The sequence below is a fragment of the Ralstonia flaminis genome (assembly GCF_958415495.1).
Classification (GTDB): Bacteria; Pseudomonadota; Gammaproteobacteria; order Burkholderiales; family Burkholderiaceae; genus Ralstonia; species Ralstonia flaminis.
Genome location: NZ_CATZLL010000002.1, coordinates 339,109 through 364,851 on the forward strand (window position 1 = coordinate 339,109; position 25,743 = coordinate 364,851).

A 25,743-nucleotide genomic window follows, 5' to 3' on the forward strand; every position below is an offset into this window, starting at 1 on the left:
ATTGAAGTGCATGGCCTTCCGGCATACGGTACAGCCCATCGAGTCCACGGTTGGAGCTGTCCACTCATGCAAGCGATGTCCAACAATCCCGCCAACGCCGCCATTCCGCCCCAGTGGCGCAAGCGGCGTGACGAGAAAGAGCGCCGCCTGGCTGCGGCCCGCCGAATCGCCAACGGCAAGGTCATCCCCACCGGCGATATCGTCGCCGCGCTCGAAGCGCTGCTCGCCCCAGGCGACCGCGTTGTGCTGGAGGGCAATAACCAGAAGCAGGCCGATTTCCTCTCGCGCTCGCTGGCCAAGGTGAACCCCGAGCGCCTGCACGATCTGCACATGATCATGCCAAGTGTGAGCCGTGCCGAGCATCTGGATATCTTCGAAGCCGGCATCGCGCACAAGCTCGACTTCTCGTTTGCCGGGCCGCAAAGCCTGCGCATCAGCCAGTTGCTGGCCGACGGGCTGCTGGAAGTGGGCGCCATCCACACCTACATCGAGCTGTATGCGCGGCTGGTGGTGGACCTGATCCCCAACGTGTCGCTGGTGGCCGGTTTCAAGGCCGACCGCCAGGGCAACATCTACACCGGCCCGAGCACCGAAGACACGCCCGCGCTGGTCGAGCCGGCCGCGTTCTCGGATGGCATCGTCATCGCGCAGGTCAACGAGATCGTGGATGACCCGGCCGACCTGCCGCGCGTGGATATTCCTGGCTCGTGGGTCGACTTCATCGTGCAGGCCGACAAGCCGTTCTATATCGAGCCGCTGTTCACGCGCGACCCGCGCCTCATCAAGCCGGTGCACGTGCTGATGGCGATGATGGCCATTCGCGGCATCTACCAGCGGCACAACGTGCAGTCGCTCAACCACGGCATCGGCTTCAACACCGCTGCCATCGAACTGATCCTGCCGACGTACGGCGAGCGCCTGGGCCTCAAGGGCAAGATCTGCCGCAACTGGACGCTCAACCCGCACCCGACGCTAATCCCCGCCATTGAATCGGGCTGGGTGGAAAGCGTGCATTGCTTCGGCACCGAGCTGGGCATGGAACGCTACGTGGCCGCGCGCCCGGACGTGTTCTTCACCGGGCACGATGGTTCGCTGCGTTCGAACCGCATGCTGTGCCAGTTGGCCGGCCAGTACGCGGTGGACCTCTTCATCGGAGCGACGTTGCAGGTGGATGGCGATGGGCATTCGTCCACCGTCACGCGCGGTCGCTTGGCTGGCTTTGGCGGCGCGCCCAACATGGGCCACGACCCGCGCGGCCGTCGTCACGCCACACCCGCGTGGCTCGACATGACCGAGCCAGTGACGATGCTGGAGCGTGGCAAGAAGCTCGTCGTGCAGATGGTCGAAACGTTCCAGGAAGGTGGCAAGCCGACCTTTGTCGACACGCTGGATGCGGTGGCCGTCGCCAAGCAAAGCGGCATGCCGCTCGCGCCCGTCATGATCTACGGCGACGACGTCACCCACCTGCTGACCGAAGACGGCATTGCCTACCTCTACAAGGCGCGCTCGCTGGAGGAGCGGCGCGCGATGATTGCCGCCGTGGCGGGCGTCACGTCCATCGGCCTGCGACATGACCCGGCCAAGACCGAGCAGATGCGCCGCGACGGTCTGATCGCCCTGCCCGAAGACCTCGACGTGCGCCGCAGCGATGCCAGCCGCGAACTGCTCGCCGCCAAGAGCATCGCCGACTTGGTGGAATGGTCCGGCGGCCTGTACGACCCGCCTGCACGCTTCCGGAGCTGGTAATGGAGAAGACCTTGCATCGACCCTTGCCGGCCAGCCCGAAAGCGCGTGCCAGACGGTTGGCCGCACTGGTGGAATCCGCGCTCATCGACGAGGTGACGCTGTCGCCCAAACCCGGCCTGGTGGATGTGCGTGGCAATGGCGCGCATCACGATCTCGACTGGACGCTGATGGTGCATTCGGCCCAAACCCTGCGCCCGGCGTTTGAAGCGATGGCACTGGCTGGCGCACAGATCAACGCGCCGCTAGCGCTACGCGAACGCATCGGCCGCCTGGGCCGTGAAGGCGAAGCGGCCATGCTCGATGCCACCGGCGGCATCAACACACACCGTGGTGCCATCTGGGCGCTCGGCCTGTTGGTAACAGCTGCCGCGCAGGCACCGCATGCGTTGGATGCCGCCGCCGTTGCGAATCGCGCAGCACGCCTGGTCAACATCCCCGACCGCTTTGCGCCCTTCTCGACTGGCCACAAGGGCGAGCGCGCGTGCAACGACTACGGCGTTGGCGGCGCCAAGGGCCAGGCCTGTGCCGGCTTTCCGCACGTGATCAAGGTGGCGCTGCCCGCATTGCGCCAGGCGCGCGCCGCAGGCATCCGTGAAGACCACGCACGCGTAGACGCGCTGCTCGCCGTCATGGCCACGCTGGACGACACCTGCGTGCTCGCACGCGGTGGCGCGGAAGCATTGCGTGTCGTGCAAACCGGCGCCGCAACGGTACGCGCTGAAGGCGGGCTCGCAACGCCGCAAGGCCGCCGCGCCTTCCGCCTGCTCGAACAAGACATGCTGGCGCTGCACGTGTCACCCGGTGGTGCAGCCGACCTGTTGGCCGCCACGCTGTTCCTCGACCGCCTGCCCGCAAGCGCGCATGCAGCGTCTGATCTCGAATCCGCTCATCAGGAAACCGAACATGGAGCGTCTTGATTTTCAATTCACCGGCGGCGCACCTGCCAGCCGACGTGCGTATGCCGGCGTGGTCGGCTCGGGCGACCTGGAGGTGCTGCTCACCCCTGGCAACACCGGCCAGATCGACGTGGCCATCACTACCTCCGTCAACGGTATGGGAGCGACGTGGCAGGCGCAGCTTGCGCGCGTGTTCGGCTCGCATGCGTGGCCGGCGGCCAAGATCACCATCAACGACTTCGGCGCGACACCAGCCGTGGTGCGGTTGCGGCTCGAGCAGGCGCTTGAAGCGCTTGCCCAAGCGTAAGGAGAGGCCATGTCACGCAACCCGATTGAACGCGACAGCTTTATCGAACGCGATGCCCGCCGTCGCGCCATTGCCCTGCTCGACCCCGGCACCTTCCGTGAATTGCTCGATCCGTTCGAGCAGTTGACCTCCCCCTGGCTACCGCGGCAGGGCATCGTCACGCAGGCCGACGATGGCGTGGTCGTCGCACGCGGCACGCTGGGCGGCCAACCCGCCGTGGTGCTCGCCATTGAAGGCGCCTTCCAGGGCGGCAGCATGGGCGAGGTGTCCGGCGCCAAGATCGCGGGTGCACTGGAACTGGCGGCCGAAGACAACCGCAACGGCATCCCCACGCGCGCCGTGATCGTCTTCGAAACCGGCGGTGTGCGCCTGCAGGAAGCCAACCTTGGCCTCGCCGCCATTGCCGAGATTCACGCAGCCATCCGCGCATTGCGCGTGTACGGCCCGGTGATCGGCATCACCGCAGGCGTGGTCGGCTGCTTTGGTGGCATGAGCATCGCCGCCGGGCTGTGCAGCTACCTGCTGATGACGCGCGAGGCACGCCTCGGCCTCAATGGCCCGCAGGTGATCGAGCAGGAAGCCGGCATCGAGGAATACGACTCTCGCGACCGCCCCTTCATCTGGAGCCTGACCGGCGGCGAACAACGCGCTGCCACCGGCCTGGCCGATGTGTGCATCGAAGACGATTCTGTCTCGATTCGCGCGCAAGTCATTGCATGGCTGCAGGCGGGGGCGCCCAAACACCAGCGCAGCGAGCAGGTCGACCACTACCTCGAACAACTCGCCGCCGTCGACACCTCGCGCCAGGCCACGGCCGAAGATGTACGCACGCGCTACGCCGCCAAGGATCAAGCATGAGCCAGACCGAACTCTCTACGCGCGGCGCAACCTGGATGCGCGCACTCACCGGCGGCACGCCGGCTGCGGGCTACGGCAGCACGCTGCAAGTCATTGATGCCACACTGGCAAACCAGCCCGCGCGCTACATCGCCGTCGTACCCGATGCTCAACACCGCTTCCCGCGTGCCCGCAACGGCGAAGTCGGCCTGGTCGAAGGCTGGCAACTCGCCCGCGCCGTGCGCGATGTCATGGCAGAAGACGCCGGGCAAGAGAAGAAGCGCGCCATCGTCGCCATCATCGACGTAGCAAGCCAGGCCTACGGGCGCCGCGAAGAGGCGTATGGCATCCACCTCGCATTGGCAGCGGCAGCCGATGCCTACGCTGCCGCACGACTTGCCGGACACCCGGTGATCGGCCTGATCGTCGGCCGTGCCATGTCGGGCGCGCTACTTGCGCACGGCTACCAGGCCAATCGCCTGCTCGCACTCGATGATGCCGAAGTGATGGTCCACGCCATGGGCAAGGCCGCCGCCGCACGCGTGACGCTGCGCTCCGTGGCCGATCTGGAACGCCTAGCGCAAGAGATCCCGCCCATGGCCTACGACATCGCAAGCTTTGCATCCCTCGGACTTCTGTGGCGGTTGTTGAAGGTCAAGTCTGCCGACACGCCCGACGCCTCCGACATCGACACCGTGCAAAGCGCACTGGCAGCCGCGCTGTCCGACATTGCGGCAGACCCCTCGCGCGGCCTGGAGAGCCGGTTAGGCGCGCCGCTGCGCAAGGCATCGTCCGAAGTACGCGAGCGCCTACGCGCGCAATGGAACGCACAAGTGGAAAGCGCGTAGCGCATGGAGAAATGACCTGGCCGCTAACCCATGCGCCCAGACGGTGTGGCCGTACCCTGCCCTAGATGGCGCCTTGAATTTCTGTTGCAGGGAGGAAAAAGAAGGGAGGCTTGTCTGAGCGAAGCGAGTTTGCCTCCCTTCCCTCCCTGCGACAGAAATTCAAGGGAGGGGTCGCCATCTCGGGCGCGCCTTTCTTTGCTTACTTTCTTTGGCAAGACAAAGAAAGTGAGTCGGCCCCGGCAGGGGACGAAACACAAGATGCACCACCAGCAAAAAAATAGTCTTCCAACCTCGATCACAACAACCCAACAACAGGCGACCCATCGCCGTTCCCAAAGGAGACAAAACGTGATCATCTACGGTACGACCCTGCTGGCGCTCTGTCACATCGCCGGCCTCTTCCTGGGCGACTTGCTCGGCCAGGCCATCGGCGTCAAGGCCAACGTCGGCGGCGTAGGCATCGCCATGTTGCTGCTGATCTTCGCGCGCCTCTACCTCCACAAGCGCGGATTGATGCCAGCCGCCACGGAAGCCGGCGTCTCCTTCTGGGGCGCGATGTACATCCCCGTGGTGGTAGCGATGGCCTCCACGCAGAACGTGGTGACGGCGCTGCGCGGCGGCCCCGTGGCGCTGCTGGGCGCAATCGGCGCGGTGGCGGTATGCGGCGTGTGTATCGCGCTCATCAACCGCACCGGCAAGGCGGAAAACCGGCAACCGCTGCCGCCGCTGCCTGAATCCGAACAGGCCCGCGCCTAAGGAGACCTACCATGTTGTCAATGCTAGAGAAGGTTCTTCAGCACAACGGGCTGGTAGCGGCCTTTGCGCTGGTCGGCATCGTCATGGGCCTGTCGATGTGGCTATCGAAGAAGTTGACGTTTGGGCGCGTACACGGCTCTGCCATCGCCATCATGATCGGGCTGGTGCTGGCCTACTGGGGCGGCATACAGACCGGCGGCGAACGCGGCCTGGCTGACCTGAAGCTGTTCGGCGGCATCGGCCTGATGGGTGGCGCCATGCTGCGCGACTTCGCCATCGTCGCTACCGCCTTCGAGGTGCAGGTGACCGAGGCGCGCAAGGCCGGCCTGATCGGCGCTGTTTCACTGCTGCTGGGGACGGTGCTGCCGTTCATCGTCGGGGCCTGCGTTGCCTACGCCTTCGGCTATACCGATGCAGTGAGCGTCACCACCATCGGCGCGGGAGCGGTCACGTACATCGTCGGGCCGGTGACGGGCGCGGCGCTGGGTGCCAGCTCCGACGTGATGGCGCTGTCGATTGCCACGGGGCTCGTCAAGGCGATCCTGGTGATGGTCGGCACGCCCTTAGCGGCCAAGGCCCTGGGCCTGAACAACCCGCGTGCGGCCATGGTGTTCGGCGGGTTGGCGGGTACGGTCAGCGGTGTGTCGGCCGGGCTTGCCGCCACGGACCGGCGCCTGGTGCCCTACGGCTCGCTGGTGGCGACGTTCCATACGGGTCTTGGTTGCCTGCTCGGGCCGTCGGTCCTGTTCCTGGCCACGCAAGCGCTGCTGCGATGACACCCACGCCGCTGCGCGCGCACGATTTGCTGTGGGTGTCCGAGATGCCGGCAACAGCAGACGGCACACCCTTGCCGGACTGGGCACTTGCGGCATGCCGGCAGGGGGCGCCCGTTGTCGTGCGCCGGGCACCGCGCGGCCCTGATGGTGTGATCCCGGTGGGCCTACGCGGCAGCGCGCGGAGCGAGCGTTGCGCGGCCACCGTGGCCCTCAGGACCATCACACGCATCATCACGCCCGAAGCCCTGGCGTCCACAACCGCCACCATCGCTAACGATGCGCCATTTGCAGCACTCCGTACCTTGCATGCGTTGGCACCCGAACTCAGTGCACTCGGTTGGGCATGGGGTCCGACCGGCGGTACGGGCTTTACGCTCGCCAGCGGCTTGCCGGTGCTGCATGCGGACAGTGATCTCGACCTCGTCATGCGCATGCCGCACGCGCCATCCAGTGCGCAGCGCGATCACCTCGTCGGTCTGCTGAGCGATACCGAATGCCGCGTGGACTTGCAGATCGACACCGGCCACGGCGGCTTCGCCCTACGCGACTGGCTTGCCTCGCCTCACAAGACGCTGCTCAAGACTGACCACGGCCCCCGCCTCGTCGCAGACCCATGGAGCGATGTCGCATGAGCGTCCTCTTCATGTTCCCCGGCCAGGGCAGTCAGCGCGTGGGCATGCTGCGCGCGTTGCCTGAGGACCCCGCCGTCGCGCAAGCGCTGGCCGAGGCGGGCGACGTGCTGGGCGTTGATCCGCTCACACTCGATACCGCAGAGGCATTGCAGTCGACCGTGGCCGTCCAGCTATGCCTGCTGATTGCTGGTGTGGCCGTGGCACGTACGCTGGTTCGACAGAACGCCGCGCCGGATATGGTGGCGGGCCTGTCGATCGGCGCGTGGCCCGGCGCGGTCGTGGCAGGCGTGCTGGATTTCAGCGACGCACTGCGGCTGGTCCGCCTGCGCGGGCAACTCATGGAAGACGCGTATCCGAGCGGCTACGGGATGGCGGCCATCGTCGGCCTGGCCGAGCCGCAGGTGGGTGCCATCGTTGCGCAAGTCCACTCAGCGGCAACGCCCGCCTATGTGGCCAACCTGAATGCGGAGCGGCAGATTGTCGTGGCGGGCAACGATGCCGCGCTCGCGCAGGTCATGACACGTGCGCAAACAGCAGGTGCATCGACGGTGGCGCGGTTGTGCATGGCGGTACCGTCGCACTGCCCGTTGCTCGATGCGCAAGCTGCTGAATTGTCTGCTGCCGCTGCAAAGGTGACACCGCACGCGCCGCAACGCACTTACATCAGCAGCAGCCGTGCACGCGCGCTCTTCCGCGCCAATCTCATCGTCGAGGATCTGGCCTGGAACATGGCGCGGCCCGTGCTCTGGCATGACACGATGCGGCATGCGTTCGAGCGTGGCGCGCGGCTGGCGGTGGAGATTGCAGGCAACAGCGCGCTGAAGCGCCTTGCGCAGCCCGTCTTTGCGGACGATGCCGTCTTTGATACGAGCGGCGGGCTCGATGTCGTGCGGGTACGGATACAGCGCGCGAACAGCCGATAGCGCACAAAGAAAAAACGGGGCACTCGGCCCCGTTTCTTCTTGCTACTCGTCTTAAACGATTTCCCGCGTCTCCAGGAACTGAATGTCCGGAAACCGCTCCTGCGTCAACCGCAGGTTCACGTTGCTCGGCGCCAGGTAGACGTAGTCACCCGCGCCATCCAGGGCCACGTTGTGGCCAGCCTTGTCGATCAGCTTGTCGATGTCTTCCGGCTTGCCCCTGAGCCAGCGGGCGGTGGCGCATTCGTGCGGTTCGAAAATCGCGTCGACGCCGTATTCGTGCTCCAGGCGGTGCGCCACCACGTCGAACTGCAGGATACCGACCGCGCCCAGCACCAGATCGTTTGATGCAATCGGGCGGAACATCTGCGTGGCGCCTTCTTCGGCCAGCTGCTGCAACCCCTTCTGCAGCTGCTTGAGCCGCAGCGGATTGTTCAGCCGCGCACGGCGGAAGAATTCCGGCGCAAACGATGGGATGCCCGTGAACTTCAGTGCCTCGCCTTCGGTAAACGCGTCGCCCAGGCGAATCGTGCCGTGGTTGGGCACGCCGATGATGTCGCCGGCAAACGCCTCTTCCGTCGTATTGCGGTCCTGCGCCATGAAGGTGATGGCGTTGTTGATGGCCACCGTCTTGCCGGTCGACACTTGCAACAGCTTCATGCCGCGCTCGAAACGGCCCGAGCACACACGCACGAAGGCGATGCGGTCACGGTGCTTCGGGTCCATGTTGGCCTGAATCTTGAAGACGAAGCCGGTGAACTTCTCTTCCATCGGCTTGACTTCCCGTGTTTCGGTCGGGCGCGCCAACGGCTCCGGCGATTGGCCGACCAGCGCGTCGAGCAGCGACTGCACGCCGAAGTTGTTCACCGCCGAGCCGAAATACACCGGGCATTGCTTGCCGGCCAGGAAGGCCTCTTTGTCGAATGTGTGCGAAGCACCGCGCACGAGTTCGATGTCGATGCGCAGTTCTTCCGCCTGCGAGCCGAGCACGCGGTCCAGTTCGGGGTTATCGAGCCCTTGGATCAGGCCCGCAGTCGCACCCTTCTCGCTGTCGGCGTTCGGGTCGAACAGCTGCACCGTGTCGTTCACCAGGTGATACACGCCCTTGAACGACTTGCCCATGCCGATCGGCCACGTCATCGGCGCGCACTGGATCTGCAGCACGCTTTCGATCTCATCGAGCAATTCGATGGGCGCGCGGCCTTCACGGTCGAGCTTGTTGATGAACGTAAGGATGGGCGTGCTGCGCAGGCGGCAGACATTGAGCAGCTTGATGGTCTGCGCTTCCACGCCGTTCACGGAGTCGATCACCATCACGGCGGAGTCGACTGCGGTGAGCGTGCGGTAGGTGTCTTCCGAGAAGTCTTCGTGGCCCGGGGTGTCGAGCAGGTTGACGATGTAGTCACCGCCGTCGTTCTGATACGGGAACTGCATCACCGACGACGTGACCGAGATGCCGCGCTGCTTTTCCATCTCCATCCAGTCGGAGGTGGCGTGGCGGTTGGCCTTGCGCGCGCGCACAGCGCCAGCCATCTGAATGGCGCCGCCGAACCACAGCAGTTTTTCCGTCAACGTGGTTTTACCCGCGTCCGGGTGGGCAATGATGGCGAACGTCCGGCGGCGCCGGATCTCCTGCTGCAGCGTACTCACGGGCAAAAACCGAAAGGGAGGGGTGAAAAATGCGGATGAATGCACACAGGGTGTGTGCGCCGGCCGGCGGGGGTCATCCTGACGGCCGATGGACTGCCCGAGCGGCGTTGTCAATCCGGGGCAGCCGATATTGTACGCGATCGGCGACCTTGCTTAGGATCAACTGACCCGATGCACAAGCGAGGGAAACTCCGTAGGAACCGTCCGCCGGATGGTGGAGACCAATACGTTGTCGGAATGCTCCGACAACCCTTTCGGAGACGGTGTTATCGAAGTTGTCATGAAGCTCCCGTATTGTGGAGTCCGTCGCGAAACCCACACGGTGTGGTGCTTCGCGACATTGAAAGAAGTTAAGAAGTAAGGAGTCCAATCGTGCGTAGTCGAACCCCTGTCGATCCCGCAGTGCAGCGCATTCTCGAGACCACCCGCCGTGCGTGGCAACTCGACGCAGAAAGCCTGCGTGCGGCGCGTCAGCAGCGTGCCGCCAATCGCCGCAAGCGGATCAAGGCTTTGCCGCAAGACAGCCTGCGGGTACTCGCAGCGCTCGCGCTGCAAGCGGAAATCCTGGCCGTGCGCAAGACCGTGGTGACGGTCGGCTAGTTGCGCAGTTTTTTGCTTCACCCGTATCAAGGGCCACAAGTCGTGGCCCTTTTGCTTTGGGCCGGATGGCGTTGGGGGCATGGCAGTTGCTTGGCGGTATTGACCATTGCACTGCAGGAGCCCCTTCATGACCGAGCTCAACCCCAAACCGCCCGCCAACGGCGCCACCATCACCACCCTGCATCCGCAGATCGACCATACCGCGCAGCGTGTGAAAGACGCCACAGCCGAAGGCATTGACCGGCTGGCAGGCGTCGTCTCCAACGCGCTCACACAATTCGACCGGCGGGCCGAGCAGTTGAAGACATTGCACGCAAACGCGTCAGAACAGGCCAGCAGTTCCATGCACCAGCATCCGGTGCTGACCATTGGCCTGGCGTTTGTGGCGGGTGTGCTGCTGGAACAGTTGACGCGGGACTAGCCCCCGCTGTCGCGCGCGCCATTGGCCGTAGGGGCCGCATGGACCGTAGGAGCCGCGCCGGGTGCCAGCGCCGAATTGAGCAGCGCTGCCCGTGCGGCAGAACCGGTGATGGCCTCCGCCGCCCTGGCAGCCTCTTCCTGGCGGCTGCCGAACAGCAGCGCGTACTGGCGCGTCACCAGTGCGCCAAAGAAGAAAATCTGCGCCGAATAATAGATCCACAACATCAGCGCCACCACAGACCCGGCCGCACCGTACGACGACGCCACGGCACTGCTACCGAGGTACAACCCGATGAAACGCTTGCCGAGTGTGAACAGCAGGGCCGTCACCACCGCGCCCAGGGCCACGTCGCGCCAGGCCACGCGCGTCTCAGGCAGCATCTTGAAGATGGTGCCGAATAATAGCGACACCACCGCAAACGCAAAGACGGCAGACAGCGCCTCCGCCACCGGTGCGAAGAAGCCTGCGCCTGCCCAGATCTCCCCCCAGAAACGCTGAACCACCGCCAGCGCCGCATTGACGATGAGCGACACCAGCAGCAGAAAAGCCAGCACCAGGATCAGGCTGAACGACAACAGGCGCGCGCGCAGCAGCCCCCATAAGCCGGACTGTTGGCGCGGCGGCACCTCCCACAGTTCATCCAGGCTGCTCTTGAGCTCGGAGAAGGCGCTGGTGGCGCCAATCACCAGCAGCGCAACGGCCATCACAGCGGCAAACAGGCCGTGGCCGGAGCGCTTGGTGGCGGCCAGCACCGTCTCCACCGCCGCCGCACCTTGGTCGCCCACCAGGCCTTTGATCTGCCCGAAGATCTCGCCGCGCGCAGCCTGTTCGCCAAAGAACAGCCCGGCAATCGAGATGACCAGCACCAGCACCGGCGCCATCGAGAACAGCGTGTAGAACGACAGCGCCGCGCCCTTGCTGGCGGCGCGATGCACAGACCACTGCCGCGCCGCACCCATCAGCACGTGGGTGGAGCGCTTGAGCACGTCGCGGTCGATCAAGAAAGCGGCCAGGCGCATGAAGGGTCCTTGAGGAGGGCGGCACGCGCAAACCCGCGCCGCCTTCGAGCGTAGTCAGCCCGCAGCATACGCGCAAGCAGGGGCGCTGGCTCAGTCGCTCAGTCGTCACCGCCGCCCAGCAGCCGGCTCAGGAAAAAACCCGTACCGAAGGCCAGCGCGATCGTCGCCAGCGGATGCTTACGCATGCAGGCCACCGCATCGCTTGCAAAGCGCTGCCGTGATGCACGCCACTGCTCGCGACGGGCGGCGGCTTCATCGAGTACATCAGCAGCCGCGCCAGCGGTGCGGTCAATGGCCTTTGCGGTGGTCGCCTTCACGCGCTCGGCAGCCTGCGCCACGTCTTCGCGGATCAGGTTGCCGCTGCCATCGGATTTGGGAAACGGATGGGTCTGGGACGGTTCCATGGGTCTGCGCTCCTGAGATTGCATCGCGTGTGGATCGGTACGCGCACGAGGTTGGCTGCGCCCTCACCTGCGCCCGGCGACGAGGCCCCAAAGCAGACTCACCACGAACAGCACCACGAAGATCATGAACAGGATCTTGGCAATGCCGGCTGCGCTGGCAGCAATGCCGCCAAACCCAAGGGCGGCCGAGATCAGCGCGATGATGAAAAAGATGACGGCGTAACGCAGCATGGCAATCTCCTGTGCGGTGGGGTAGGTTTGCCGCGGATGCGGCAGAGACTCCCCATGGCCAGCAAGCGGCGTACCACGCCCGCAAAATCGTCGATACGCGCCGCCTATGCCTCGGTGGCGTGCGGTCGGCCCGACGCCGGGCCGGCGCTGTCGTCACCGTCTTCGCTGTTGCCGTATTCCTCCAGCCGGTTGTAGAGCGTCTTCAGGCTAATGCCGAGCAGCTCGGCGGCGCGCTTCTTCACACCACCACATTGCTCCAGCGTGGCCAGGATGATCTTCTTGTCGGCACTGGCCAGTGATGTGCCCACCGAAATCGTCAGCGTGGAGCCGGACGTGGCCTGCGTGCTCGACACCTGCAGCGGCACGTTGGCCGTGTCGATGCCCGCGTCGTCCGACAGGATGAACGCGCGCTGTACATAGTTGCGCAGTTCGCGCACGTTGCCCGGCCAGTTGTAGGCGCGCAGCGTGTCCATCGCGGGCGGCAGAAATGCCTTCTTGGTGTTGTTCTGTGCGTTGAGCTGATCCAGGAAATGCTGCGCCAGCAGTTCAACATCCTTGCCGCGCTCGCGCAGCGGGGGCAATTGCAGCGGGAACACGTTCAGGCGGTGATACAGGTCTGCCCGCAGCTTGCCGTCGGCCACGGCCTCTTCGGGATCGCGGTTGGTGGCGGCGATCACGCGCACGTCGGAATCAATCTCGCGGTTAGTGCCCACCCGCATGAACACGCCGGTCTCCAGCACACGCAACAGTTTCACCTGCAGCTCGATCGGCATCTCAGTAATTTCATCGAGGAACAGCGTGCCGCCGTTGGCGCGCTCGAAGTAGCCCTTGTGCTGCCGATCGGCGCCGGTAAAGCTGCCGCGCTCGTGGCCGAACATTTCCGACTCGATCAGGTTGGGTGAGATGGCGCCGCAGTTGACCGGCAAGAACGGCTGCTTGCGGCGCAGGCTCAAATCGTGAATCGTCTGCGCGGCCAACTCCTTGCCGGTGCCCGACTCGCCGATGAGCAGCACCGTCGCCTCGGTGGGTGCCACGCGGCTCACCTGGTCATACAGCGTCTGCATGACCGGCGAGTTGCCGAGCATCTGGCCGAACAGACCCAGCCGGCGCAACTCGCCGCGCAGGTTGCCGATCTCGGCTTTCAGATCCCCCGGGCGCGGAATGCGCGCAAGCACGGATTTGAGCCGCTGGAAATTGACCGGCTTGACGAGGTAGTCGGCCGCGCCCATGCGCAGCGCCTCGACGGCGGTCTCTACACTGGCATGGCCCGTCATGACGATGATCTCGGTGCCGGAGTGCGGCGCGATGTCTTCCATCAGATCCATGCCATTGCCGTCGGGCAGCAGCAGATCGATCAGGATGGCGTCGGGGCTGTGGCGCGACATCTGAATGCGCGCATCACGCAGTGAGCCAGCCTGCGCAGTGGTGAATCCTTCAGCGCTCACCAACTCACCCAGGGCGGCGCGAGCATTGGCATCGTCTTCGACAATCAGAATATGTGGCATCTCGATTCGATTGGTGGCCGGCGGTTCGATTGGACCGTCGGCGGTCAATGCGCGGGGCAACTGCAGGCCTTCCATGCGCGGGCAGGCGGCAGGTGCAAAAAGTATTCCATCGCATGCACGCTCGGCGACGGGCGCTGCGGTTGCGTCCCGAAGCCCTTGTCGCCAATGCGCAGATCGGTAACTTTTACACGCTCTCGTGCAAGAAAAGGCTCGGAGGCGTCACTCCGAGCGGTCGGCCCAACCAAACAGGCGTGATCTCAGCATAGATGAGAAGGTCACGGCTTCGCCACCCGCTGGCCCGAATGGACACGATAGGCCGCTTGAAGAGGAGAAGCGGGAGTAAAACCTGCGCCCCGCCAACGTTTCGGGCCTGTTTCTTGTCAGCGTTTGGCCGACAGGATGGCCGAAACGTCAGCGCATGCCTGACATACAACGCGCTAGGGCGGCCCCGATAATGGCTCAACTTTTTAACACAATGTGACGGGATGACGACGCGCCAAGCCACCGGGAGCCAGCATCGCTGAACAAGCGGCTCCGTGCCGGGACGTCCCCGTCGTGACCGACCAGAGGGAGCCATGTCCTTGAGCGAAGCCAACGCGTTCGATCGTGCAATCACTGCCGGGCGCCTACGTTGCCCCCCTGGCCTGGCCGGACTCGCCGAGTTTGACGATACCGATCACACGCCGGCAGAAGCCGACACCTCTGTCAGCCAAGTCAGACAGACCATCGCGGAACCCGATTTCGGCCACCTCTATGGCCGCTCGCCAGTGATGCGCGCGCTGTACAGCCAGATCGGCAAGGTGTCGAACACGCTGGCCACCGTGCTCATCATGGGTGAGTCGGGCACCGGCAAGGAATTGATCGCGAGCACGGTGCATGACATGAGCGCCCGTGCGGACCAAGCCTTCATCGCCGTCAACTGCGGCGCCATTTCGCCCAACCTGATCGAGTCCGAACTGTTCGGCCACGAGAAGGGCAGCTTTACCGGCGCAGCGCAGCGCCATATCGGCTACTTCGAGCACGCCAGCGGCGGCACCATCTTCCTGGACGAGATCACCGAGATGCCGGTGGAGATGCAGGTCAAGCTGCTGCGCGTGCTGGAGACCGGCGTCTTCATGCGCGTGGGCGGCACCGAGCCGATCCAGACGCGCGTGCGCATCATTGCGGCCACCAACCGCAACCTGATGGAGGCTGTGGCCGACGGTACGTTCCGCGAAGACCTGATGTACCGCTTGGCCGTAGTGCCGCTGCACGTGCCGCCGCTGCGCGATCGCGACGACGACATCGAAGAGCTGGCCCTGCACTTTCTTGCGCAGTTCAATGCTGCACACCAGACGGACAAGGTGTTCTCGCGCGCGGCACTCAGCGTATTGCGCAACCATGCATGGCCCGGCAACGTGCGTGAGTTGCGCAACGCCGTGCAGCGCGGCTACATCCTCGGCGAGAAGACCATCGAGCTGACCGCCCCGCTGGCATCGCCGCGCGGCCCCGCGCAGCCGAGCGTCAAGGAAGGTGTGCTGAGCCTGTCGGTGGGCGTGACGCTGGCCGATGCGCAACGCACGCTGATCCTGGCCACGCTGGCGCACTTTCATGGTGACAAGCGCCAGGCCGCCAAGACGCTGGGCGTGAGTTTGAAGACGCTCTACAACCGGCTCGATCTCTACCAGAACACCGCTGCCGCCGGCATGGCGGCCTGATCCAGCACGCCCTCGACGTTGCATATCGCACGCATCCACGCTGAGCACGTCAGCGTGGATGCGTGCGCGTGCGCTGGCCCGGGTGCTCATGCGGCGCGCGGCGCGGCACGGGCTCCGTGGTTGTGTGCGCGGCGCACGCCGTTCGGCCCGCCTGCGGTAGCGTCAAGGATGGGACTCGCATGGCGGGCCTCCTCATGGGTTGTTTGCTGGATGGGTCATTTAGAGCCGCTAACAAAACCCTCCTGGCGTCGTTACGCCTCCTTGCCGTACTTCTTGTACTGTCTGCGTCGGCGCGCCTAGCCAGGACCGCTACGCTGGGTTTTGTTAGCGGCTCTTACTGGCCCTGCTTGGCCGCACCCGACGGTGCCGCCGCGTCATTGCCGCCCGCTGCCTTGCCTGAACCCGCCGTATCACCTGCGCTGGCGCCGCCCGATCCGCCGGACTTGCTCGAAGATTTCGCGTGGTGCGACGTCTTATGCTTAGCCTTAGGCTTGGCACCATCGGCATTGCCGTCAGCGGCCATGGCATCCGCGCCCGTCTTGGACGCATTGTTAGGTGCATCTGCTGATGCGGGGCTGGTCTGGGCCTGGGCTGCCATGCCGAGGGCCAGGATGGCACCCGCGAGGGCAGCAGTCAGCGTACGTGGTTGCATCGGTTTCTCCTTACATGTGGCGGTGACGGAACGCGAAGCCGGCGTGCGGCCGGCTCCCTGGTCAGCGCAGCAACACATATACCTGCCATGCCACCCGTTGCCATTGCACGATACGGCCCATGTGTGCGGCAACACTGTCATGTGCCGGCAACAATGTGCATATAAAAACGACACGACCATGTAGAAACGGCGTGCCCGCCATCGGCAAAGCCTTGTCGCGTCTGCGTTTACTGACATGGCACACGCTTTGCATCTGAGGAAAGTCATGTCGGTCGCAAGACTGGCGCCCACTCACCCAAGGAGGCAAGGCGAATGGTCAAAGCCGCTCTCGAAATGCGTGCAAAGCAGCATCTCGCGCTGACGCCGCGACTGCAGCAGTCCGTGAAACTGTTGCAGTTGTCTGCCAACGAATTTGCGCAGGAAATGCAAGAAGCGCTCGCCAGCAACCCGTTCCTGGAAGAAGTCGAACAAGAGACTGGGCAGCAGGCCCAGGCCGACGGCATGCTGCACACAGGTGAGGTTTCCTCCGCCATCGGGCCAAACGACGTTGCTGCTGACACTACGCATGCAAATGAAGCACCGCTGGAGACCACCACCAGCGCCATCGAAACCGATCCGGCCATCGCTGCATCGGAAGAGTTTCCTGCTGACTTCAGCACCTATTACAGTCACAACGGCCACCACCATGGCGATGGTGAAGACAGCGACATCGGCGAGTGGGTACACGCCACCCCGAGCCTGCGCGAGCACCTGCACGAAGAACTGCTGAGCTACCGCCTGTCGGAACGCGACCGCGTGCTGGCGCAGACCGTGGTTGAAGCCCTGGACGACGATGGCTACCTGCGCCAGCTGCTCTCCGAGCTGATGCCGATGGCACCTGTAGAGCCCGTGCCCACCGAGAAGGAAATGCAGATCGCGCTGGCGCTGGTACAAAGCATGGACCCGCCGGGCGTGGCAGCGCGTGATCTGTCCGAATGCCTGCGCCTGCAGATCGAAGCACGCCCGGCCGATACCGAAGACGAAGAACGTATTCAAGAGATCGCGCTGGATGTCGTGCGCAGCCATCTGCCACGTCTGGCCAAGCGCGAGTTCGTGCAGATGCGCCGCGCACTCGGCTGCACCGAAGAGGAACTGCGCGACGCCTGCGCATTGATCCGTGGGCTGGACCCGCGCCCGGGGCAGCGCTTCTCGCAGGCGCATGCGGGCTACATCGTGCCGGATGTGTTTGTCACCAAGATCAAGGGCAAGTGGGTGGCCGTGACAAATCCGGCGGTCGCGCCATGCGCGCGCATCAACAAGGTCTATGCCGAACTTTTTGCACAGACGCGCGGCCACCACCGCACGCCGCTGGCGCACCAGTTGCAGGAAGCGCGCTGGCTGATCCGCAACGCGCAGCAGCGCTTCGCCACAATCCAGCGCGTGGCCGAGGCCATCGTCGCGCACCAGAAGCACTTTCTGGAATACGGTGAAGTGGCCATGAAACCCCTGGTGCTGCGTGACGTGGCCGAAGAGCTCGGCCTGCATGAGTCGACCATCTCGCGCGCCACCGGCAACAAGTACATGGCCACACCGCGTGGCCTCTTCGAGTTCAAGCATTTCTTCTCGCGCCAGCTCGCCACCGACACAGGTGGGGCATGTTCAGCGGCAGCGGTGCGGGCGTTGCTCAAGGAAATGATCGAAGCCGAAGACGCCGATGCGCCGCTCTCCGATGTGTCGCTCGCCAAGATGCTGGCTGAGCAAGGTGTGATCGTTGCGCGCCGCACGGTGGCCAAGTACCGCGGGCTGATGCGCATTGCACCGGCCGAGATGCGCCGCCAGGTCTGACCACGCTGCCCACCAACAGGAACCAACAGGACGCCCGTGCGCAAGCTGCCAAACCATCTCGCTCACCACGACCGCGCTGACGATGTTGCAACCTCGTCGCTCCACTTGGCCGATGTGACGATGTTTTGGGCGGCGGAGAGCGGCGGCGTCAAGCGCTACCTGCGCGCCAAGCACGACTTCCTGCGGGATACACGCTGGCGGCACACGCTGGTGGTGCCGGGCACGGCAGACGATGCATCCAACGAGGTTGCCGTGGTGCCCGGCGTACCGCTGCCGATGTCCGCAGGCTACCGTGTGCCGTTGCGTTGCGGCCCGGCCGAGCGTGCACTGTGTGCGCTGTCGCCGGACCTGATTGAAGCAGGTGACCCTTACTGGCTGGCGTGGGCGGCACTGCATGCGGGCACGCGGCTGCACGTGCCGGTGGTGGCGTTCTGCCATTCAGATTTGCCAGCCTTTTTCCGCCGCCTGGGCGGACCGCCCGCCGAGCTGGCAGCAGCAGCCTACGCACGCAACCTATATCCGCACTTCGACACGGTGTTCGTGCCCAGCCGCTACATCGCCCAGAAGGTGGCCGACCTGGGTGTGCAACGCATTGAACTGCAACCGCTTGGCGTGGACACGCGCCTGTTCCACCCCGCGCGGCGCTCGCTGCGCTGGCGCGAACAGCTTGGCCTGCCGCGTGACGCGCGCGTGCTGCTTTATGTGGGCCGCTACGCGCCGGAAAAGAACCTGCACGTGTTGTGCGACGCGGTGGACAGGCTCGACGATGGCAGCGTGCTGATCACCATCGGTTCTGGTCCGACGCCACCACGCGGCAAACACGTACGCGCCTTGCCATATGAAGGTGATGCGCAGCAGTTGGCTGCGGCCATGGCCAGCGCCGATGTCTTCGTGCATGCGGGCGATCAGGAAACGTTCGGGCTCGTCGCACTGGAGGCCATGGCCAGCGGCGTGCCTGTGGTGACGTGCTCGGCGGGAGGCTTGGCGGAGTTGGTGCACGAGACCGTCGGCTATGCCGTCCCGCATTGCCGCGCAGATGATTTCGCGCAGGCGCTGCGTGCGCTACGGCAACGCGATCTGGTGGCGCTGGCGCATGCCGCGCGCCGCCATGCCATGCAGTACGACTGGCGCGCGGTGCTGCCGCAGTTGCAGCACCGCTATCTGACGCTGCTCGGCCAGCAGGCAGACAGGGTGAAAGAAACGTCGCGCCCGGCCCATGAGCGCCTGCGCGCCAATCACAAGCGATAGCCCCAAAACAGACGAGCCCATCCCCATGTCGCGCTACTTGGTCATTGCCATGCACGATGTCACGCCTGCTACCTGGCCGGCGTGCATGGCCTTGCTTTCTGCGTTGGATGAAGTCTGCCCAGTACCGAAATCGCTGCTGGTGATTCCCAACTACCATCAGGCGCCCACCGCACGCAACAGCGAGCGCTTCTGCCGCCTGATGACCGAGCGCCTGGCCCTTGGCGATGAGCTTGTCCTGCACGGCTACGCACACCTGGACGACCAGCCCCCCGGCGGATTCGTAGACCAGTTGATTCGCACACGCTATACGGCAGGTGAAGGCGAGTTCTCGGCGATTCCGCTGGCAACTGCGCGTGCGCGCATGGAGGCCGGTGCCGCCTGGTTTGCCGCCAACGGCTGGCCGCTGCATGGCTTTGTCGCACCGGCGTGGTTGATGAATGCAGCCACATGGCAAGCACTCGATGCGCTACCGCTGCGCTACACGACCACGCTACAGCGTTTTTACTTGCTGCACCCGACGCGTGCGCTGAAGGCGCCCTGCCTGACCTACAGCGTGCGGACCAACACACGCCGGCTGGTGTCGCGCTATTACCTGCGCTGGCTGATGCGGCAGCATGCCAACACGCCGCTGCTGCGCCTGGGACTGCATCCGGCGGATGCCGCTTATCCAGACGTCATCCGCCACTGGCAGGACCTGCTGGCCGTCTGCCTGGAAACCCGCATGCCAGTGACCAAGAACGGCTTTGCGCAGGTGTTTGCGCAGGCCTTGATGGGCGGCCCGGAGACCTCCCCGGCCGGTCACCCGCTGACGTCCTATTAGGGGCTTGGCTGCAATCCTGCGAGCGCGATCTCGATACGCTCCTTCCCTTTGCCGGGGTTCTTGCGTTTGAGCGACAGCACGCCGATTTCGCCCGTCGTACGCGGGTGCGTACCGCCGCATGCCATGCTCGCAAAGCCTTCCACTTTCCAGTAGCGGCGCTGCAAGGCGACGTCGGTGTAGCCTGTCTGGATCGGCAGGTCAGCCAGCACCAACGCTTCGGTCTCGCTCAAAAGCGTCGGCAGCAGACCAGCGAGACTGGTGTCGTGCATGAAATCGATGCGCGCCTTGTCGGCAGAAATATGCGCGCCAATTCGCGTGATGCCCGGGACATGCTGATAGATCAACTGCAGCACCATCTCGGCGGCGAAATGCAATCGCATCAGGCTGTATCGTCGAGGCCAATCGATGACCACGTCCACCGCTTGACCGACCTTGAGCGTATGGTCCTCATGCAGTCGATAGATGATGTCGAGCGCGTCCTTGCGCGCCTCTTCAACGGCATACCCGCCGATGCTGCCGGCATCGCTTTCCTGTCCGCCCGAGAACGCGAAGAATATCGTTGCTTCCAAACGGACTTCGGCGCCGTCCACGCTGGAAACAGTCGGCCGATGTTGGGTCAGATAGGCGTCTTCCCAGAAGAGCTTGCGTGCCATGGCGCGTCAACAAGTCCGATGAATGGTGGTCGGCAAAGGTAGCACACAGGCTGGCGCATGAGGCGGCTCAGGGTTTGTGTTCGTCGGGGCTGTGCGAGGGCTTGCTAACGTCGCCACGCTTGTCGGCCAACTCATCGGCACTGCGGTTGGCGACCTGCCGATCATGGTCTTCGCGATTGGCTGTGCTGCGCTCGCGCACGACGCGTTCAATGCCCGGTGTGTTGTGCAGGTCAGTGTCGAGCTGCCCGCTCTCGATGCCACGTGCCGCTTGCTCGATGTTGGCGCCCGTCGCCTACAGCCGCGCCTGCACGCGCAACGCGCGCACCAGATCGTGCGGTGACACCGGTTTGACCAGATGCTCATGAAAGCCACTCGCCAGCGCGCGCACGCGGTCGTCCGGCTGCGCAAATGCGGTCAGGGCAATCGCCGCGATCGGTGGGGTGCCGGCGGACACGCGCTGCCGTTCCCACCAGCGGATCTTCTGCAGGATCACGTAGCCGTCTTCATCCGGCAGCGCGATGTCGCACACCATGACTTGCGGGCGCGCCGATGGCCCCCAGGCATCGAGCTGCAGGATGGCTTCCTGGCCGGAGCCAACACTGCCCACATCCGCCCCCACCTGCGCGAGCAACGTCGCCAGCGCATCGCGTGCGTCCTGTTGATCATCAATCAGCAACACGCGCAAACCGGCCAATGAAGGCAGTGGTCCGTCATGTGCAGGGGCGTCAGCCAGTGGTCTGGTTGTGAATTCGGCACCGGCATGCAGCGGAAGATAGACGGTGAACGTCGCACCACGATGTTCGCCATCGCTGTGGGCATGCAAGCGGCCGCCATGCAATTCGGTCAACCGCTTGACCAGCGCCAACCCGAGCCCCAGGCCGCCGGTACGCCGCGTGTGCGAGTCGTCTGCCTGACGAAACGGATCAAACAGATACGGCACAAAGGCCGGCGCGATGCCACGGCCGTTGTCGCGCACCACGATACGCGCGACATCACCCACCAGATCGGCCGACAGCCAGACGTCACCGCCTTCCGGGGTGAACTTGATGGCGTTGGTCAGCAAGTTCCAGACAATCTGCTGAATGCGATCCGCATCGCCATCAATCTCGTGGGCCGCCAAGGTGGAGGAAGCATGCAGCGTGATGCGGCGGTCGGCCGCCAATGCGCGCACGCTGTTGAGCGCACTTTCCAATGCAGTGCGCAGCGTGAAGGGCTCACGCGTCAGCCGCAGCTTGCCGCTCATGACACGTGTGGCGTCGAGCAGATCCTCGATCAACCGCACCTGCTGCTCCACACCCGCCTTGATCCCGGCCAGTGCACGCTGCATCAATGGCGCGCCACCCGAGATCTGGTTTTCGAGCACGTAGGCCCAGTTCTGAATGCCATTGAGCGGCGAGCGCAACTCGTGCGACACCACTGCCAGGAACTGATCGCGCGCCAGGGCTGCAGCTTCGGCCTGGGCGCGCGCGGCTTGTTCACGCAGCAGCAGCGCGTTGCGTTCGCGTTCGGCCTCGGTGCGCTCGGTCACGTCATAGACGATCAGCAACGCCGCCTCCATCTCGCCCAAGCGATCGGCCTCGGGAATCACGCGCGCGTTGTAGTGCGCAAAGCGTGTGGGCTCAACATTGGCTTCCAGGTGCAGCGTCAAGGTTTGCTCGGTGCCTGTCTCGAATGCCAATCGCGTTGCCTCATCGAGTGGGCCGGTCACGCTGGCTGGCAATGGCGACTCGGCGAGTGTCTGGCCAATCATATCGGCGGGTGTCACACCAAAGGCATCGGTCACGGCGCGGTTTACGTAGACACAACGCAGCTCACGATCGAGCCGTGCAATCACGTCCGGTGCATTCTCGACCAGGGTGACGAACTCGCGCTCATGGCGAAAGCGCTCACGCTCGACTTCCTTGCGCTCGGTAATATCTTCCACCATGCACACCAGCGCCTGCACGCTACCGTCCGGCCCGCGCTGCGGTGTGTAGGCGGCGTGCACGAAGCGGCGCCCAATATCGTGCGGATACTCCAGCTCCATCTCGAAATCGACACGGCGGCCGGCAAAGCCTTCGGCCAAATGAGCGAGCACTCGCGAATAGGCAACGTCCCCCATCAGTTCACGTAGATGGCGCCCCAAAACGTCGTCCATGGGCAGCCCGAAGCGTTGCGCGTAGGCGCGGTTCGCGAAACGCACGCAATGCGCGGTATCGACCTGCACCAGCGGAAACGGCACGCTCTCGGTCAGCCATTGCAACTGGAATTCGGATTCAACGAGCGTGGTCAGCGCCTGCTGGCGCTGCGTCACGTCTTCGAGCAGACCCACGGCGTGGGCCGGTGCGCCTTCGGTGTGCGGCATCAGATAGCCGCGCTCGCGCGCACGGCGCTCAAGCTGATCGGCATCGATCCAGCGATACTCAAGCGTGAAGCCCTGCCCACGTGACAGGCCACCCCAGGCCGCGCGCAACGCTGCGTGATCATCCGGGTGAACATATGCCAGCCAGTGCTCGCGGGTACCACACAAGGCGTCAGGCTGTACCCCCCAACTCCGGGCGGCGGCGCTCACGTGCAGCCGTGTCCCCGCCAGCGGATCATCAACCCAGAACACATCGAGATGCCGGCGGCCGGCGGGCGCAGGCATGGCAGGCTGCGTGCCGTGCGGCGTTGCCGGCAGATTGGCTGCTGATTCGCTCATCCCATCCCTTTGGCCCGCCGGGCGTGTGCCGGCACATGATCATCCTATCTAGGGCCAGCAGTTTTCGTTCCCGGGCCGGCACAAACGAGCAGTGCCCGGTGTTGGCGGGCGCCCGCAACGCGCGAACGCGCTTATTTTTATTTCGACGGCAATTCGGAAGCCGTCTGCGAGGCGCCATTGGCCTGCGCCACCAGCACCCGAATGGCGTTTGGCGTGACCGCCCCTAAGCCACCGGCAGGCAGGGTAGTGATCAGCCAATCGGCATTGTTGGCCAGACTGAACGGTTGCGATGCGAAGATGACATTCTTCGTGCCCGCCGTCGTCACGCTCACTTGGTACGTGCCGCCGTCCAGATAGATCGAGTCCTGCGTGCTAACCGGCGATGCGGAGCCGTATGCCGCGCCTCCCATGGTTGGTGAGAGGGTGGTGATGTCGGCGTTCGGCGCGGTCACGTACACGTCAACGTTGTTCGCGTTGTACGACGCGTTGAAGGTACGCACACGCGCCTTGTCCGAGAGAATCGACTTGTTGTACGGATCATCGATGATCGACAGGCTGGTCGCAGTGCCGGTGGCCGCGACGATGGCCAGTGCGGTGTAGCGATGCCCATTGGCTGGGGAAAAACTCGCCGATGCCAGTGGCGCTGAGGTGCCTGCGCTCGCAACGGTCGCAACAGCTGACCCCGAATCGATGCCGAAATAGTTGCTGACGCTCTTGAAGCCGACATTGGCAATCTTGACGGTGCCGTTCACGCCAAAGTCAACGTTCTGGATGAACGGATTGGCATGCACCGTGCGGTATTGCGGCGCGCTGGTGCCGATGATCTGGCCGATGTCGTCATCGCCACCACCGCACCCCGCCAGTACGCCCAGTGAGCCCAACGCAAGCACCGTGGCAATCTTCCTGATCTGGTTCTTCATCATCTTCAACCTCGGAGGAGAGTGTTTTGGAGCGGGCGGCAACCCTGCTGCGCACCCGCGTGTGTTGTCGTCCAATGCAACGCTCCCGTACCGAGCACAGCGCGTGCCTGCGCTGTTGAATCACCACTCCAATTACACGCGCACCGCTGTATCCGAGCCCGCCTCGCTATACTTGCGCGATCCGCTCCTCCCATGCACACGACGCGTTCCAGCATGTCCGAACCGCGCCCGGCAGACGCCGCGCCTCCTCCCGAGAAAGCCGCCTCCCAGGCGGATCTGCAAGCATTCGCACAGGATCGCGAGCGCGTGCAGGCATGGCTCGAAGCACGGGCAACGGGCGGACGCGCAGTCAGCGCGTCAACGCTGTCGCAGTACCGTGTGGAAGCAGAGCGCGTGTGCTGGTATGCGCGCACGTTCGGCAAGCCAATCGCCCGTTGGCTGCGCGATGACGCCATCGCATATCTGCGCTTTTTGCAAGAACCACCTGCCTGGGCCATCAGTGCGCGCGGCATCGAACGCGACGACGCCAACTGGACACCGCTGCGCGGCGCGCTCTCGGCACGCTCCACTCGCCAGAGCAGCGTGATCGCAGCCAACCTGTGCGGCTGGCTGCTGCGCACCGGCTATCTGCGCACGAACCCGTTTCTCGACGACGACGCGATGGTCATCACCGTGCCGGAGCCGGCCGCCACGTCCTCAGCACCACCAGTACCGCCAGTGGTGGCCGGTGCATCCGAAGCCGCGCTGAATGCCTCCGACATGACGCTGCTGGTCGATGCGGTGCGTGCACGTGTGGCGCTGGGGCGGGAAGCCCGACTGCGTCAGGCACGCGATCGCTTCCTCGCGGAGCTGCTTGCGCATGCGGGCCTGCGTGTGTCGGAACTCGTGAGCGCGCGTATGGGCGATGTCGCGCTGCATGCTGTACCCACAGCGCAAGCGCCATCCGACGATGCGCTGCCGACATCCGTCTGGTTGCTGGCGGTCGGCAGCGGACGTGCACAGCGGTGGCTACCGTGCGATGCGTTGATGGTCACGCTACGCGAGTACCGCGCGGCGTTCGGCTTGCCGCCGCTGCCGTTGCCAAACGAAAGCACGCCGCTGCTGCTGTCAATCCGCAAACGCTCACCACGTCGTGCCGACGGCAGCATCATCGACTCTCCCGCCCTGCGCCGCGATTTTGGTGAGCGCAAAGGCATTGCCTCACGTTCACAGCTGCTGCAGATCGTCAAAGCCATGTTGATCGAAGCCGCGGACTACGCACGCACCCTCGGCCAGACCGAAGCGGCGATGCGTCTGGCGAATGCCTCGCTGCGCGGTGTTCGTGGCGCGCACCTGCGCGAGCGGCTTGCCGCGGGTGAGGCGGTGGCCGACGTGGCCCATGCGCTCGGCCTAGCAGCGTTGCCGACGACCGCAGCACGCGCACGTGAAGCCAATCTGACCGCCAGCATTGCCGAGGCGGCACGCAAACTGGCCACACCGTCGGCCTGACATTCCTCCACATATCACGCAGAAACGGGTACGCAGTACGTGCTTTCTCCGTGTTCGCACAGATCGTCGAGATCGATTGTTGACTGCATTCTCGCAACAGTTGTCGCTCACATCGTTCGCAGAATTGGGTACGCCCGGCCGCCCGATCGTTCACATCCTTACGCAGAAACGGGTACGCTCACACCCAAAATTGCACGCAGAAACGGGTACGCT

25 protein-coding genes are annotated in these 25,743 nt (G+C 64.6%); 16 read left to right on the forward strand and 9 right to left on the reverse strand.

Features of this window, described 5'->3' with window-relative positions; genetic code table 11:
- Positions 1–66: 66 nt before the first annotated feature.
- From mdcA to mdcH, 9 genes are all read left to right on the forward strand, one after another.
- The gene (gene mdcA, locus R2N11_RS04165; protein WP_316680249.1) at positions 67–1,746 is read left to right on the forward strand and encodes a malonate decarboxylase subunit alpha; all 1,680 of its coding nucleotides are present in this window, start codon (positions 67–69) and stop codon (positions 1,744–1,746) included.
- Positions 1,746–2,663: a triphosphoribosyl-dephospho-CoA synthase gene (locus tag R2N11_RS04170; protein WP_316680250.1), complete on the forward strand. Its 918-nt coding sequence runs from the start codon at positions 1,746–1,748 to the stop codon at positions 2,661–2,663. Before mdcA ends, R2N11_RS04170 begins: the two co-directional genes overlap by 1 nt.
- Positions 2,650–2,949, forward strand: a complete 300-nt coding sequence (locus tag R2N11_RS04175; RefSeq protein ID WP_316680251.1) for a malonate decarboxylase subunit delta — start codon at positions 2,650–2,652, stop codon at positions 2,947–2,949. The genes R2N11_RS04170 and R2N11_RS04175 overlap by 14 nt, the downstream gene beginning before the upstream one ends.
- A gap of 9 nt (positions 2,950–2,958) precedes the next feature.
- The gene (locus tag R2N11_RS04180) at positions 2,959–3,807 is read left to right on the forward strand and encodes a biotin-independent malonate decarboxylase subunit beta (protein WP_316680252.1); all 849 of its coding nucleotides are present in this window, start codon (positions 2,959–2,961) and stop codon (positions 3,805–3,807) included.
- A complete protein-coding gene (gene mdcE, locus R2N11_RS04185) occupies positions 3,804–4,634 on the forward strand; it encodes a biotin-independent malonate decarboxylase subunit gamma (protein ID WP_316680253.1) in 831 nt (276 codons plus the stop codon). Before R2N11_RS04180 ends, mdcE begins: the two co-directional genes overlap by 4 nt.
- Before the next feature lie 348 nt (positions 4,635–4,982).
- A complete protein-coding gene (gene madL / locus R2N11_RS04190; protein ID WP_316680254.1) occupies positions 4,983–5,390 on the forward strand; it encodes a malonate transporter subunit MadL in 408 nt (135 codons plus the stop codon).
- 11 nt (positions 5,391–5,401) lie between these two features.
- A complete protein-coding gene (gene madM / locus R2N11_RS04195) occupies positions 5,402–6,166 on the forward strand; it encodes a malonate transporter subunit MadM (RefSeq protein ID WP_316680255.1) in 765 nt (254 codons plus the stop codon).
- Positions 6,163–6,798 carry a malonate decarboxylase holo-ACP synthase gene (locus R2N11_RS04200; protein WP_316680256.1) on the forward strand — a complete coding sequence of 212 codons (636 nt, stop codon included), beginning with the start codon at positions 6,163–6,165 and terminating at the stop codon, positions 6,796–6,798. The genes madM and R2N11_RS04200 overlap by 4 nt, the downstream gene beginning before the upstream one ends.
- On the forward strand, positions 6,795–7,721 hold the full coding sequence (gene mdcH / locus R2N11_RS04205; RefSeq protein WP_316680257.1) for a malonate decarboxylase subunit epsilon: 927 nt from the start codon (positions 6,795–6,797) through the stop codon (positions 7,719–7,721). Before R2N11_RS04200 ends, mdcH begins: the two co-directional genes overlap by 4 nt.
- A 51-nt stretch (positions 7,722–7,772) precedes the next feature.
- Here mdcH and R2N11_RS04210 read toward each other — a convergent pair whose 3' ends face one another.
- Positions 7,773–9,368: a peptide chain release factor 3 gene (locus tag R2N11_RS04210; RefSeq protein ID WP_316680258.1), complete on the reverse strand. Its 1,596-nt coding sequence runs from the start codon at positions 9,366–9,368 to the stop codon at positions 7,773–7,775.
- 372 nt (positions 9,369–9,740) lie between these two features.
- Here R2N11_RS04210 and R2N11_RS04215 point away from each other — a divergent pair, with 372 nt between their 5' ends.
- Positions 9,741–9,968, forward strand: a complete 228-nt coding sequence (locus R2N11_RS04215) for a hypothetical protein (protein WP_199028097.1) — start codon at positions 9,741–9,743, stop codon at positions 9,966–9,968.
- A gap of 127 nt (positions 9,969–10,095) precedes the next feature.
- Positions 10,096–10,389, forward strand: coding sequence for a hypothetical protein (locus R2N11_RS04220; protein WP_316680259.1), 294 nt, complete (start codon positions 10,096–10,098; stop codon positions 10,387–10,389).
- Here R2N11_RS04220 and R2N11_RS04225 read toward each other — a convergent pair.
- The 4 genes from R2N11_RS04225 to R2N11_RS04240 form a co-directional block, all read right to left on the reverse strand.
- Positions 10,386–11,408 carry a YihY/virulence factor BrkB family protein gene (locus R2N11_RS04225; RefSeq protein ID WP_316680260.1) on the reverse strand — a complete coding sequence of 341 codons (1,023 nt, stop codon included), beginning with the start codon at positions 11,406–11,408 and terminating at the stop codon, positions 10,386–10,388. The genes R2N11_RS04220 and R2N11_RS04225 overlap by 4 nt on opposite strands.
- A gap of 98 nt (positions 11,409–11,506) precedes the next feature.
- Positions 11,507–11,812, reverse strand: a complete 306-nt coding sequence (locus tag R2N11_RS04230; protein ID WP_316680261.1) for a hypothetical protein — start codon at positions 11,810–11,812, stop codon at positions 11,507–11,509.
- A gap of 63 nt (positions 11,813–11,875) precedes the next feature.
- Positions 11,876–12,043, reverse strand: coding sequence for a DUF1328 domain-containing protein (locus R2N11_RS04235; RefSeq protein ID WP_199028090.1), 168 nt, complete (start codon positions 12,041–12,043; stop codon positions 11,876–11,878).
- Between the two features lie 104 nt (positions 12,044–12,147).
- A complete protein-coding gene (locus R2N11_RS04240) occupies positions 12,148–13,548 on the reverse strand; it encodes a sigma-54-dependent transcriptional regulator (protein ID WP_199028088.1) in 1,401 nt (466 codons plus the stop codon).
- A 575-nt stretch (positions 13,549–14,123) separates the two neighbouring features.
- On the opposite strand from R2N11_RS04240, the gene R2N11_RS04245 reads away from it, so the two are divergent.
- Positions 14,124–15,245 (forward strand): sigma-54 interaction domain-containing protein, encoded by a 1,122-nt coding sequence (locus tag R2N11_RS04245; protein WP_316680262.1) that lies wholly within the window; start codon positions 14,124–14,126, stop codon positions 15,243–15,245.
- A 334-nt stretch (positions 15,246–15,579) separates the two neighbouring features.
- Here the strand turns inward: R2N11_RS04245 and R2N11_RS04250 are convergent, their stop codons facing one another.
- The gene (locus R2N11_RS04250; RefSeq protein WP_199028084.1) at positions 15,580–15,897 is read right to left on the reverse strand and encodes a hypothetical protein; all 318 of its coding nucleotides are present in this window, start codon (positions 15,895–15,897) and stop codon (positions 15,580–15,582) included.
- Positions 15,898–16,209: 312 nt separating this feature from the next.
- Between R2N11_RS04250 and R2N11_RS04255 the strand changes: the two genes are divergently transcribed.
- Genes R2N11_RS04255 through R2N11_RS04265 form a run of 3 tightly spaced genes read left to right on the forward strand, consistent with a single transcriptional unit; the run spans position 16,210 to position 19,789 of the window.
- The gene (locus R2N11_RS04255; protein ID WP_316680263.1) at positions 16,210–17,721 is read left to right on the forward strand and encodes an RNA polymerase factor sigma-54; all 1,512 of its coding nucleotides are present in this window, start codon (positions 16,210–16,212) and stop codon (positions 17,719–17,721) included.
- A 36-nt stretch (positions 17,722–17,757) separates the two neighbouring features.
- Positions 17,758–18,969, forward strand: a complete 1,212-nt coding sequence (locus tag R2N11_RS04260; protein WP_316680264.1) for a glycosyltransferase family 4 protein — start codon at positions 17,758–17,760, stop codon at positions 18,967–18,969.
- Between the two features lie 25 nt (positions 18,970–18,994).
- Complete coding sequence (locus R2N11_RS04265) at positions 18,995–19,789, forward strand: DUF2334 domain-containing protein (RefSeq protein ID WP_199028080.1); 795 nt, start codon at positions 18,995–18,997, stop codon at positions 19,787–19,789.
- Here R2N11_RS04265 and R2N11_RS04270 read toward each other — a convergent pair.
- The 3 genes from R2N11_RS04270 to R2N11_RS04280 form a co-directional block, all read right to left on the reverse strand.
- Positions 19,786–20,379, reverse strand: a complete 594-nt coding sequence (locus tag R2N11_RS04270; protein WP_316680265.1) for an alanyl-tRNA editing protein — start codon at positions 20,377–20,379, stop codon at positions 19,786–19,788. The genes R2N11_RS04265 and R2N11_RS04270 overlap by 4 nt on opposite strands.
- A 355-nt stretch (positions 20,380–20,734) precedes the next feature.
- Positions 20,735–23,122 carry a hybrid sensor histidine kinase/response regulator gene (locus R2N11_RS04275; protein ID WP_430715410.1) on the reverse strand — a complete coding sequence of 796 codons (2,388 nt, stop codon included), beginning with the start codon at positions 23,120–23,122 and terminating at the stop codon, positions 20,735–20,737.
- Between the two features lie 137 nt (positions 23,123–23,259).
- Positions 23,260–24,042, reverse strand: a complete 783-nt coding sequence (locus tag R2N11_RS04280) for a DUF4397 domain-containing protein (protein WP_199028124.1) — start codon at positions 24,040–24,042, stop codon at positions 23,260–23,262.
- A gap of 213 nt (positions 24,043–24,255) precedes the next feature.
- Between R2N11_RS04280 and R2N11_RS04285 the strand changes: the two genes are divergently transcribed.
- Positions 24,256–25,530 carry a site-specific integrase gene (locus R2N11_RS04285; protein ID WP_199028072.1) on the forward strand — a complete coding sequence of 425 codons (1,275 nt, stop codon included), beginning with the start codon at positions 24,256–24,258 and terminating at the stop codon, positions 25,528–25,530.
- Positions 25,531–25,743: the final 213 nt, after the last annotated feature.